At 68.3% G+C, this 12,070-nt stretch carries 6 protein-coding genes and 1 pseudogene; 2 read left to right on the top strand and 5 right to left on the bottom strand.

Features of this window, described 5'->3' with window-relative positions:
- Positions 1-147: 147 nt before the first annotated feature.
- The 3 genes from AQ619_RS00350 to AQ619_RS00340 form a co-directional block, all read right to left on the bottom strand.
- Complete coding sequence (locus AQ619_RS00350) at positions 148-5,079, bottom strand: alpha-2-macroglobulin family protein (protein ID WP_378109258.1); 4,932 nt, start codon at positions 5,077-5,079, stop codon at positions 148-150.
- Positions 5,080-5,274: 195 nt separating this feature from the next.
- A complete protein-coding gene (locus AQ619_RS00345; RefSeq protein ID WP_062142677.1) occupies positions 5,275-6,087 on the bottom strand; it encodes a carbonic anhydrase in 813 nt (270 codons plus the stop codon).
- A gap of 80 nt (positions 6,088-6,167) precedes the next feature.
- Positions 6,168-6,641: an Lrp/AsnC family transcriptional regulator gene (locus AQ619_RS00340; RefSeq protein WP_062142673.1), complete on the bottom strand. Its 474-nt coding sequence runs from the start codon at positions 6,639-6,641 to the stop codon at positions 6,168-6,170.
- A gap of 119 nt (positions 6,642-6,760) precedes the next feature.
- Here AQ619_RS00340 and ald point away from each other — a divergent pair, with 119 nt between their 5' ends.
- Positions 6,761-7,873: an alanine dehydrogenase gene (gene ald / locus AQ619_RS00335; RefSeq protein ID WP_062142670.1), complete on the top strand. Its 1,113-nt coding sequence runs from the start codon at positions 6,761-6,763 to the stop codon at positions 7,871-7,873.
- A 168-nt stretch (positions 7,874-8,041) separates the two neighbouring features.
- Here the strand turns inward: ald and AQ619_RS00330 are convergent, their stop codons facing one another.
- Both AQ619_RS00330 and AQ619_RS00325 read right to left on the bottom strand, forming a co-directional pair.
- Positions 8,042-8,746: a glycosyltransferase family protein gene (locus tag AQ619_RS00330; RefSeq protein ID WP_062142667.1), complete on the bottom strand. Its 705-nt coding sequence runs from the start codon at positions 8,744-8,746 to the stop codon at positions 8,042-8,044.
- Positions 8,747-8,908: 162 nt separating this feature from the next.
- Positions 8,909-9,784 (bottom strand): bifunctional regulator KidO, encoded by an 876-nt coding sequence (locus AQ619_RS00325; RefSeq protein ID WP_062151063.1) that lies wholly within the window; start codon positions 9,782-9,784, stop codon positions 8,909-8,911.
- Positions 9,785-9,808: 24 nt separating this feature from the next.
- Here AQ619_RS00325 and AQ619_RS00320 point away from each other — a divergent pair.
- Positions 9,809-10,859, top strand: a pseudogene (locus tag AQ619_RS00320) (XdhC family protein).
- The last annotated feature ends 1,211 nt before the right edge of the window (positions 10,860-12,070 follow it).

Raw genomic sequence — 12,070 nt, 5'->3', positions numbered from 1 at the left:
GGGATGCGCAGCATCCGGAGGGGGGCCGTGGTGGAAGCGCCGCCCAAGTCAGCAGGCGTCATTCCACGGCCAGTCCCGGCTGACTTGCCCCCTCCGCGCTTTCAGCGCTACTCCCCCGAAGGGGGAAGATGCAACGGCGCGTCACCCTCACTGCCCCGGCGCGATCACGGCCCGGCCGGACTCCGACCGCGCATTGAGGCTGGGTCGGTACATGTCCTTGGCAACAGCCCCCGGCAGGAAGAACTCGCCCGGCGTCACCGCCCGGGCCACATAGGCCAGGGCGAAGGGCTTGTTGCCCTCCAGGTCCATCGCCGCGATGAAGCGGTCATCGCGGCTTTCCTGCACATCGGCCCCGGTGAGCTCGCCGAGGAACCGGTAGGGACCGTTCTGGGCGTCATCGGCCCCCAGGGTGGTCTCGATCTCGAAGCCGGCCGGCAGGGCATCGTCGACCACCAGGGCGGTCGAGCGGGCCTGCATCGACCGGCCGGAAACCAGGACGATGATCCGGTCACCCTGGCGGATGGAGGCCGGATCGACTGCCGCCCCGGTCATCGACAGCAGGCGCTTGCCGATGAACAGGCCATTGGCCGAGGCCCCCGGCGCCGCCGTGGGCGTGCCGCGAACACTGACCGTCCGCCACAGGGCGCCCTTGCCGGTATTGATAAAGCGGCTGTCGGCCAGCTTGCCCACCGCCCAGCGCGGCGCACCCCCGGCCGGCGGCAGGGCCAGGGCCCCCTTGGCGTCGATCGAGATCGGACCCGCCGCCTTCAGCAGGGCAAAGGCCGCATGCAGCACCGCCGCCTGTTCCTGGGTGTTCAGGGCGTCGGGATCCTTGACCACATTTTCCAGCCGGCCCTGCAGCTGGCGGGCGATGTCGCCCTGACCGGACTCGACCGCCAGGGCCGTCAGACCCGCCACATCGCGCAGCGGGCTCTGGTACCAGTCCTGGTCATCCCGATAGCCCAGGGACTTGACCGCCTGGCGCATGGCCGAGCGGGCCCGGGCGGTGTCGCCCATGCGCGCCAGACCCGCTGCGACATAGGCCTTGGCCATGGGCTGGTCCTCGTCCTTCATCTGGACATCGTGCCACCAGCGCAGACGGGCCAGATCGCCCCGGCCGCCCTTGGCCATCACATAGAGGGCATAGGCCGAGGCCCGGCGTCGCATGCGTTCAGTGGCCGACTTGGACTGTTCGGGCGTCGCCGCCCACCATTCGGGATATTCCATCCGGTAGGAGACCGAGGCCCAGCCGTCAGGACGGCTGATCTGGCGCATGGCGTTCAGGGCCTTGTCGATCGCCGCGTCGGGCACGGCGACGCCCTGGGCCCGGGCTTCCAGCAGGAAGTCGGTGGTATAGGCCCCGAGCCAGGCGTCAGCCTCGCCGTCGCCCACCCGCCACAGGCCGAAGGCACCGTCGAGGGTCTGGCGATCCAGCAGCTTGCCCACCGCCCCCGCAAGGGCCGCCGGCGTGCGCTTGAGCTTGGGATCACTGGTCAGGCTCTGGGCATAGAGCAGCGGATAGGCCGTCGAGACCAGCTGCTCGGTGCAGCCATAGGGATAGCGTTGCAGGGCCACCGCGATCGCCGCCGGGTCGAAGCCCTTGAACGGCGAATAGCTGACCTGCAGCGTCACATCCCCGGCCGCCAGGCCGCTCATCAGATCATAGGACGGGGTATAGGCCTCGCCCGGCTGCTGCAGCTGGGTGGTGGTACGAACCACATCGCCCCAGCCCAGACGGGTCTGGATCGGATAGTCCTTCGACGTCGCAAAGCCGGGACCGGCCACCTTGAAGCCGATCTTGCCGATGCCGGTGACGTCCGGGGCCAGGAAGGGGATCTTCTCGGCGATCCTTTGGCCGAGGATCAGCTGGAACACCTTCTTGAAGGCCACTTTCAGCCCGCCTGAGGAGAAGGCCTCGGCGCTATAGGCGCCGGGCTTGCCCTCGACATTGTGCAGTTCCAGGGTGGCCATGGCCTCGTCGCCCGGGGCCAGGAAGCGCGGCAGGTTCAAGTCCGCCACCACCGGCTGGCGCACGGTCAGGGGCCGCGAGCCCGAGCCGACGGCGGTGTCGGTCCAGGCCACGGCCATCAGCCGCAGTTCGCCATTGAAGTCGGCAGCCGGCAGCTTAACCACCGCCTTGCCGTCAAGACCGGTCTCGACCACGCCCGACCACAGGGCCACGGTCTTGATCGGGGTCACGGTCAGGCCTTCGCCACCGACCTCGTCAGCACCGAAATTGACATTGGCCGGCGCGCCCAGATTGGGATCGAGCAGGCGGCCATAGTCGTCGCGATAGTCGACGCCGAGAGCCCGCTTGCCGAAATACCATTTCACCGGGTCGGGACTGTCCTGACGGGTCAGGCGCAAAATCCCCTCGTCCACCGCAGCGATGGTGACATGGGCCTTCTGGCCGAGGCCCAGGCCCTTGACCGAGACCGGGATCTCGACCGGGGCCTTGGAGTCGATCTTGGCCGGCGTCCCCAGATCGACCGTCAGTTTGCGGCTCTTGGGGTCCAGGGGCACATAGACCAGGCCCAGGGCCCGGCGCGGCTTGGGCGAGGCGACCGGATCGCGCGGCTGGATGACGCTGACCATCACATAGGCCCCGCCGCCCCAGGCGGCCGAGGTCTTCAGGCGCACGGTGGTGCCATTGGCCCCGACCGAAACGGTTTTCAGGTCGATCAGCCGGTCGGTGGCGACCGCCACCTGGGCTTCACCGGCATAGGGCGGCTTCAGGGTGATCTCGACCGTATCGCCCTGGACATAGGCCTTGGCACCGGCGCTGACCCGCACGAAGTCGGGGGCCTCGGCGTCCTTGGCGGGGGAGCCCCAGCCGGCGGCAAAGCGGGTGACCGTGCGCGAGCCGTCGCCGCCCTCGACCACGAGGCGATAGTCGCCCCAGCCGAGGCGGCGGGTGAAGCGAGCCGGAGCCCCGGACCCGATATTGACCGTGGCCTTGGCCACCACTGCGTCGCGGCTGGTGCGCCGCCACTGCCAGCGGCCGTCCTGCTGGAACCAGTCATAGTCCCAATTTTCGCTGATCAGGGTGTAGGTGGCGGCCGCCCCGACCCTCTGGCCGGCGGCATTGACCGCGATGATGTCGAGGCTGATCGGCGGGTCACCCTTGGCGGACTGACCCTGGTCGACCTTGACCCCGAAATAGAGCGGCTTGCCGCGCACCTTCAGGTCCAGGCCCTCGCGCACGGGTCGACCGCCCGGCTCGAACACCGAGGTGGTGACAGAGGCGACCAGGGGCTGGGCCGTGTCGCCGGCCACGTCGCTGGCGACGGACAGCACCGCCCGGCCCTCGCCGTCGGTGACCGTCGTGCCCAGCTCAAGGAACTTCTCCTCGAACGGCTTGTCGGCGTCGCCCCAGACATAGTCCTTATAGGCGGGGAAGGGGTCGGCATCGGCCCGCAGGCGGGCCTCGCCCTGGGTCTGCAGTCCGGCGCCGGGCGCGCCATAGAGGAAGCGGGCCGAGACATCGACCTTGCGGGTCTCACCCACGCCGAGCGGCTGGGACTCCTGGCCCGTCGCCGTTACCGCGAGACGTTGCGACGCGAAATCCTCGACACTGAAGGTCAGGCTGCCCGAGGCCGCCTCGATGCCCTCGATCTTCAGCTCGGCGGTCCAGCGCCCGCGCGGCGCCGAGCGCGGCAGGGCGATGTCGGCCAGGACCGCGCCGGCCTTGGCACCCTCGAAGGGATAGCGCTTGAATTCGACTCCGGAGGGTCGCTTGACGACGATCTCGCCCTTGCGGTCATTGACCGCCTTGGCCAGGCGGTCGCGGACCATGGCGGTCAGGTGCACGGTCTCGCCGGGTCGATAGATGCCGCGGTCGGCATAGAGATAGCCGTCGATATCGGTACGGGCAGAACGACCGGCCGTGGTCGCCTCGCGGCCGCCGACGCCCTGTTTGGACAGGTCGACGGGCGAGCGGTCGAGGTCCAGCACCGCCAGATCGCCCAGCGGTCCATAGGCCATCACCATCTTGGCCCGTTCAGACCCTTCGCCGTTCAGCAGGGGCCGCAGGAAGCGCACCCGGCCGTCGGCATCGCTCTTGGCTTCGGCCAGGTCTTCGCCATCCCGGGCCACCAGGGCCACCCGGACGCCGGACAGGGTCTTGGCGCTCTTCAGGGAGCGGACCACCACATCGAGGGATTCCGAACCGTCATAGGCGATCATGGCCATGTCGGTGAACATCACCCAGCGGCGGGCCTGGGCCGGCGGCGTGTCGCCTTCGGTGTCCGGATCGCGCCCGCCCGAGGCGTCGCGGGCCTTGATCACATAGCCGCCCGCCTTCATGTCCTTGAGTACCGCGCCGAGCGGGAAGACCGTGGTCGCCTTCTGGCCGGCCGGGCCGGTGACCTGGACCGTGCCCTTCCAGACGCGACGCCCGTCATCATTGGGGCTGTCATCGCCATAGTCGCCGGCCCAGTCGCCCTCGCCGGTGGGGTCCGGCGCGCTGATCGACTTGCGCACCAGATTGCGGTCCGAAACCCGCCAGACCTCGATGGCCAGGGTCTGGACATTGATCGTTTCGATACCGACCCCGTCGGCCTCTTCGCGCGGCAGGATCACGCCGTCGCCGGCGAAACCGACATAGGGCGGCTTCTCGCCGAAGGTGAAATCGACATCGGCATTGGCGGCCAGGACCTCGCCGCCCTTGCCGGGCAGGCCCTTGAGCAGGGTGACGCGATGATCGGTAAAGCCGACGCCGCCGACACAGAGCTCGTCGCCCTTGACCCGCACGGCGGGGGTACGGCCGATGTCCGGCGAGACCAGCACGAAGTCGGCATAGGGCTTGGATGGATCCAGCGCCTTGCTCATCCGCACACAGGCCATCGGATCCTGGCCCGAGCTGTCGATCCGGCTCTGCCAGACCGCGAAGCCTTCAGGCTTGGGAATGCCGCGACGGGGCGCATTGGCCGAGCGGGGCTTGCCGAACAGCGACCAGGCCTCGCCCTTGACCGGGGCCGAAGCCACCGCGCTCTTCGAACCGCCAAACCAGCCGAGCTCGCCGGCCTTGCCGGTCAGCAGGCCGCCGCCGAAGCCGATAACCAGGGCACCGCCGACCATGGCGGCCAGACGCAGACGGGCATCGCCGGCCCATCGGGCCTTCAGGCGCTCGATCAGCCGGGCCAGGGACGCAGGAGTCGAATCCTTGGAACCGCCCGCAGGCGGCGTCTCGTCCATCGACATGCCACTCGTCCCCCGTTTACCACGTTCAACGAGCGATGTGACGTGAAGCGGGGGGGCGGGTCAACGGGGGCCCTAGCCCATGAATTCAACCTGGCCGGTCTGCAGGCTGTAGACGGCCGAGACGACCTTGAGCCGGCCCGCAGCGATTCGGCTGCTGAAGGCCTCGTCGGCGGTCTTCAGACGCTCGGCAATATTGCGGGCGTTCTGGCGGATCGCAGCGTCCTGCAGGTCGGCGGGCTTGGCCTCTTCGGCCTCGATCACCGCCGGCAGGATCGGCAGGGCCATGTCGAACAGGGCCCCATGCAGATGGGCGTGCTTGGTGGCGACATCCACGGCGGCCCCGACCGCGCCGCACTTGGTGTGGCCGAGCACGACGATGAGCGGCGCGCCGAGGTGCTCCACGGCGTAGAGGATCGAGCCCAGGCCCTCGCGGCTGACGGTCGAGCCCGCCGTGCGGACCACGAACAGCTCGCCCAGGGTGCAGTCGAACACCAGCTCCGGCGGGACCCGGCTGTCGGAACAGCCCACGACGATGGCGAAGGGTTTCTGGCCGTTGGAAAGCTCGTTGATCCGCGCCCAGCTGGGCAGGGCCATGCTGGCACCGCCGCGGGCGAAGATGGCATTGCCGTGCTTCAGTCGCCCCAGGGCCTCGTTGGGATCGATCAGAACCTCTTCAGGCTCGGTCTGCGTCGGCTTGGGATATTCCGCGACCGTCGAGCGGACCGGCGCGGGCGCGGCATAGGCCTGGGCGGCGGCCGGACGCGGTCGGGGCGCGGGCTTGCGCGGCGCGGGCGCGTGATGATCGTCGCCCTCGGCCAGGGCGGCCAGCGGTGTTCCGGCCAGTCCGGACGCCAGAACGCCCAGCAAAAGTCTTCTCGAAACCATCTCGTCCCCCGACGCGGGTTGTCAGTGGACCAAGGGCTTAAAGAGACAAGGTTAACCGACAGTAGGTTTTTGCACGGCTTTCACAGCGGCAATTCGGCGCGCTTTACCACGGCCCGCAGGGCAATACTGGAACTGACCCGGACCACACCGGGGATGCGGGTCAGCTCCTGGGCGTGAACCCGCTCCAGGTCATCGACGTCACTGACCACCAGGCGCAGCAGATAGTCCGAGCCGCCGGTCATCAGATAGCACTCGGCCACCTCGCGCACATTGGCGATGGCCTTCTCGAAGGCGCTGAGCGTCGCCTCGGCCTGGGACGACAGGGTGACGGTGACGAAGACACTGAGCGGCAGGCCCACGGCCCGCTCGTCGATCACGGCGGCATAGCGACCGATGACCCCGGCCTCCTCGAGGGCCCGCACCCGGCGCAGGCAGGCCGACTCCGACAGGTTCACGGCCTCGGCCATGTCCACATAGCTGGCCCGCCCCCGCCGCTGCAGCAGAGTCAGGAGCTTCCGGTCAAAGCTGTCGAGTTCGACGGCGGGTTTCTTCATGTTTCACCCATCTGACGCAGGATTCCTGCATATCATAGTTCTCACCGCATGAAATCCCCAAGAAACCTGCAGGCCAAGAGGCGTAAATTGGCGTCAAAATCCTTTAGGAGGAAATCATCATGCGCGTTGGCGTCCCTTCAGAGATCAAACCGGGCGAGCATCGGGTCGGCCTGACCCCCACGGCCGTTCGGGAATATGTCGGCCATGGTCACAGCGTCCTGGTCCAGACCGGGGCCGGCCTCGGGGCCGGCTATGCGGACGACGCCTATCTGAAGGCCGGGGCGACCCTCGCCGCCGACGCCGCAGCGGTGTTCGCCGGGGCCGACATGATCATCAAGGTCAAGGAACCCCAGAAGGTCGAGTGGGAAAAGCTCGAGCCGCGCCACATCCTCTTCACCTATCTGCACCTGGCACCCGATCCGGCCCAGACCGAAGGCCTGCTGAACAGCGGCTGCGCGGCCATCGCCTATGAGACCGTCACCGACGCCCGCGGCGGCCTGCCCCTGCTGGCCCCGATGTCGGAAGTGGCCGGCCGGATCGCCGTGTTCTCGGCGGCCGAAACCCTGCTCAAGCACAATGGCGGCATGGGCCTGCTGCTCTGCGGCGTGCCCGGCGTGCCCCCGGCCCGCGTGGCCGTGCTAGGCGGCGGCGTGGTCGGCTCCAACGCCGCGCGCATGGCCGCCGGCCTCGGTGCCGAGGTCGTGGTGCTGGAACGCTCGATCCCGCGCATGCGCGAGCTGGACGACCTCTATCAGGGCCGCATCCTGACCCGCTATTCGACCTTCGCGGCCGTGGAAGAAGAGATCCTCAAGGCCGACGTGATCATCGGCGCCGTGCTGACCGCCGGTGCCGCCGCGCCCAAGCTGGTGCGTCGCGAGCACCTCAAGCAGATGAAGCCGGGCTCGGTGCTGGTCGACGTCTCGATCGACCAGGGCGGCTGTTTCGAAACCAGCAAGCCGACCACCCATGCCGAGCCGACCTATACGGTCGACGGCGTCGTCCACTATTGCGTGGCCAACATGCCGGGCGCCGCGCCGCGGACCTCGTCCGAAGCCCTGGGCAATGCCACCCTGCCCTTCGGCCTGGCCCTGGCCGACCACGGCCTCGACGCCCTGAAGACCAACGCCCACCTGGCGCGCGGTCTCAATGTGCTGAACGGCCAGCTGACCCACCCGGCCGTCGCCCAGGCGCTCGGCAAGCCGTCGGTCGATCCCTACGGCGCCTGGAAGTAACCGAACCAAACTCCGCTCTCCCCGGCGAAGGCCGGGGCCCAGATCGTAGAGCTGTGAGGCGCATGCAAAGACGCCCGCGATCCCTTGAGGAACGCGGGCGATCTTGCATCTGGATCCCGGCGTTGGCTTCGCCGCCCTTCGGGTCGCCGGGAAGAGCGGATTTCAAGGCTACGCCGCGAACCGCGCCAGGTCCTGATGGCTTTCGACCAGGTCCAGAACATCGGTCATGCTGAAATTCGGGTCGACCGGATGCAGGGCATTGTAGATCGACCGTGCAAAGGCGAGGTCGGCGGCGGTCTTGACCCGCCAGTCCAGATGCGACCAGTCGCGACGGGCCTTGAGATGGGCCTGGCTGAACCGGGCCGGATCGTTGCGGATGGCGGCGGTGGGCGACACCCGGCCCTCCGGATCGCGCGCCCCGGCGGCCGCGATGCGCAGGGCATTGGCCGTGATCACCTCGACCTCGAGCCCGGCCGGATAGGTGCGCTGAACGTGGTTGGAGGTATAGGCCGCGCCACTGGCCAGGGCCAGACGGACGGCCTCGTCGACAATGCCCGGATCCACGAAGGGCGCGTCGCCCTTGATCCGCACCACATGGCTGACCGAGCTGATCGCCTCGGCGCAGCGGGCGATACGGTCGAGGATATCGGCCCCGGCCCCGCGATGGACCGTATAGCCCCGCGACACGACAAAGCCCGCCAGGGCGTCGTCGGAGGCGTCGGTGCTGGTGGCGACTATGATCTTGCTGGGACAGCGGGCGCTGCGCAGCCGTTCCAGCTGACGGATGATCATCGGCTGGCCCTGGAGCGTGGCCATGGCCTTGCCTGGCAGCCGGCGGGACCCCATGCGGGCCTGCAGAACGGTAAGGATCACGATGCGCTCCCCGGAAACCTCTTGTTGCGCCTAGTCTAGACTCGATTCATAAAAACCCGATGAATCAAAGACTTACGCGCCATAAACCATGTTCCCGGGCCGCTGACGCGACCGCTGGACCTAGGCAGGCTTCGTACTGTCGGGTTTGATTCGGGGAGTCGCCTAAGCGACCCAACGCCGCGGGTCGAGGGCGACGGGGTCGTCGATGGCCATGTCGTCCCAGTCCAGATCCGGCGGCGGGCTGGAGGCTGCGGCGACCACGGCCGACAGCTCGGCGGCCGAGGTGACGCCGACCAGAACCGCACTGGCTTCCGGGCGCGACAGGGCAAAGCCCAGGGCGGCCTGCAGCGGGTCGGAGCGGCCTTCGGCGATCATGCGCCGCACCCGCGACAGGCGGCCGGAGGCCCCCTTCAGCTGGGCCGGAACCCGATCGGGCGGCAGGAACAGCAGGCCGTTGAGGAAGATCGAGCGCAGCTGCACCTCGATCCCCATGCCGGCGATCCGCGACAGGGAGCCGTCGGCCAGAAGGCGCTGGTCCAGCAGGCTGGCCGGGGCCTGCAGGATGTCGGGCTTGAAGCGGCGGGCCACGCCGACCGGATCGTCGCTGGCATGGGCGGCGACGCCGATCTTGTTGAACAGGCCCTCGTCGCGCAGGCGGGCCAGGCGGTCCCACAGGGCCGCGCCATGCGGGCCGAACAGCTCGGAGGGCGAATGGACGATGATGGCGTCGGCGCGTTCCAGGCCCAGGCGACGCAGGCTGTTGCGGGCCTCGGTCTCGACATAGTCAGGGCCCCGGTCCGCACGCGCGGTCGACAGGGTCACCCGGAACGAGACGGGACGGGGAATCAGGTCGCCGAGAATGGATTCGGCCCGGCCATAGACGCCGGAGGCGTCGAGGACCGACAGGCCCGAGCGGTCGGCGATCGAAAGAATGTCGCGGGCCTCGGCTTCAGGCGAACGCCCGCGCGGCGACGACGTCATGCCATCGAGTCCGAACTGGGCGGCCGCGAGGCCAAGCTTTGAGACCGAAATGGGCATGACCATCCGTAAGGAACGACACCTGTGTTCGCTGACTCTAGACGCCAAGGTTTGAAGAACCCGTTTCTGGAACCTTGCCGAGGGGTTAAAGTCGGCCGTGATGAACAGCTTTCAAACGGCCGCCGACTGGCCCCTCTACGGCATGGCCGATGACGCCCGACCCGCCCTGCGGACGGGGCTTTTGGCCGGTCCGGTGGCCCTCGCCACCATCGTCGCCCTGGGCGGCGGCGGCCCGCGTCCGGTCGGCACCCAGATGGTGTTCGGAAAAAATATTGTTTCCGGCTTTCTGTCGGGCGGCTGCATTGAAGCCGATGTCGAGGGCCATGCCCTGGCCTGTCTCGAGGACGGCAAGCAGCGCCGGCTGGTCTATGGCGAGGGCAGCCCCTGGCCGGACATTCGCCTGCTGTGCGGCGCGCGGATCGAGATCCTGGTCGAGCGCCTCGCGCCTGATGATCCTGCGGTCGCGACCCTCCTGCGCCTGGCCGATAGCCGGATGCCGGCCTTCTGGGCCAGCGACGGGGAACGGCGTCAGTGCCTGGAGGTGCCGATCGCGCCCTGGCCCGGCGCCTTCGAGCGCGCCTATGACCCGGTTCCGCGACTGGTGGTGCTGGGCGGCGACCCGACGGCCCTGGCCATAGCCAGCCTCGGGGCCCAGTCCGGCTTCGAAACCCATCTGGTCCGCCCCAAGGGCCCCCTTGCCCCGCCGCCCCTGCCGGGCGTCGCCTATCGGCGCGACGCGGTGGCCGATGCCCTGGCCGGTATCGGCCTCGACCGCTGGACCTCGGTGGCGGTCTGCGGCCATGACCTCGAGATTGATCACGCCGCCCTGCTGGCCGCCCTGCCCTCACCCGCGTCCTATGTCGGACTGCTGGGGGCCCGGCGACGGCTGGGCGAGCGGATCGAACGCCTGAAGGCGGCAGGTCTGACCGATAACGACCTCGCCCGGCTGCGCGCGCCGATCGGTCTGGATCTCGGCGGCAAGGCCCCTTTCGAGGTGGCGGTGGCGGTGATCGGCGAGATCATGGCCACGCGGCACGGGCATCCGGCGCTGGCGCGGCGGGGGGTGGAGGCGTAGGGGGCGGTACCGCCGTGTGCGTGAGCGGCCGGTGGCCTTGGGTGCCAGAAGGCGGACCTTCCGAGTGGCTGAAAAGGGTGGGAGGCGGACCTTAATCCTCAGCGTAGAAGACTATGCCTTGCTCGCGTGCCAGCAATTTGTAGATCGGCGCACTCAAGACTTCTTCGGGTTCAAGAGTCAGCTTCGCGCCATTTTGGACAAGCCAATCGTTTAGTTTCACGCGGACGCGGGCAAACGCTTTCTCAGCAGCGTCTTTCTCGTTCGAAGCAAGAACCCAAAGATTACAATGAAGGCCGGCTGGCTGAGGGCCACCGTGCTCCCCAAAACCAGTTTCTTGCCAATTCAACTGGCCATGAACGAGGACGTGATAGCATCGCATTCGTCAAACATCCCCTAGCTCGCCTGGGTCCGCAACGGGTCGGAAGCAGACATCCCCGCCCATCCAACAAGCGGACGCCCCGCGTCCCGCTCATCCTTCAATCTCCTGGAGGCTGAAGCGTGCAGGGCAGATGAGGTCAGTCAAGGACCGCTCTCCGAGCGGCCGCTACGCGGCGGCGAAGCCGTCCTTGAGTGACCTCATCTGCCCTGCGATCGTCTCGCCGTGAGATGTAAGGATGGCTCTGCCCGAGGGGGCGGCGGCTTTGCCGAGCCATCCGGCGCGCACGGAACCCCTCTCTCATAGAGAGAGGGGTTCCGTGTGTCGGCCTCTATCCCCGTACTCGCACGGGGATAACACTGCCCCGACCCCAACGAAATCAAAGCCCTGACCCCGCCACCCGGCGTCACGATCCAAAATCGGCGCAGCCCCCAACAAACCTCCCGCATAATCAAGCTCGCCCCGTCGCAGGGGAGGGCGCGAAGCTGGCGGCCGAAACGCGCGACGGGGGCGGTTGTACGGGTACAAGAGGACAGGGGACGTAAACCTGTCCATCGGAGGAAGGCCAAGCCTCCGCCCGTCCGAAGGTCCGCTCCGGGTTCCTCCGGAATCGGCGTGGCTTGCAGCCCCAGGCTCATGTCCGTCGCGAGGAGGATGAAATCCGGGTGGGGCAAAAGGCTGAACAGGCCTGCGCGCCCCGGCCAGAGGGATAACGACCGCGCGGAGCGCTCCGGCCACGGCCGAAACGGTACTCCTCTACAACCCCCACCGGGCCTGGCCCGGACGCTCCGCCGCCTCCCCAACCTTCAGCGGGTCGACCGCGTGAAGCGGCAAA

Origin of the sequence: Caulobacter henricii (genome assembly GCF_001414055.1) — a bacterium.
Classification (GTDB): domain Bacteria; phylum Pseudomonadota; class Alphaproteobacteria; order Caulobacterales; family Caulobacteraceae; genus Caulobacter; species Caulobacter henricii.
The sequence above is the reverse complement of the archived record's forward strand: the minus strand, read 5'-3'. Positions and strand labels throughout refer to the sequence as shown.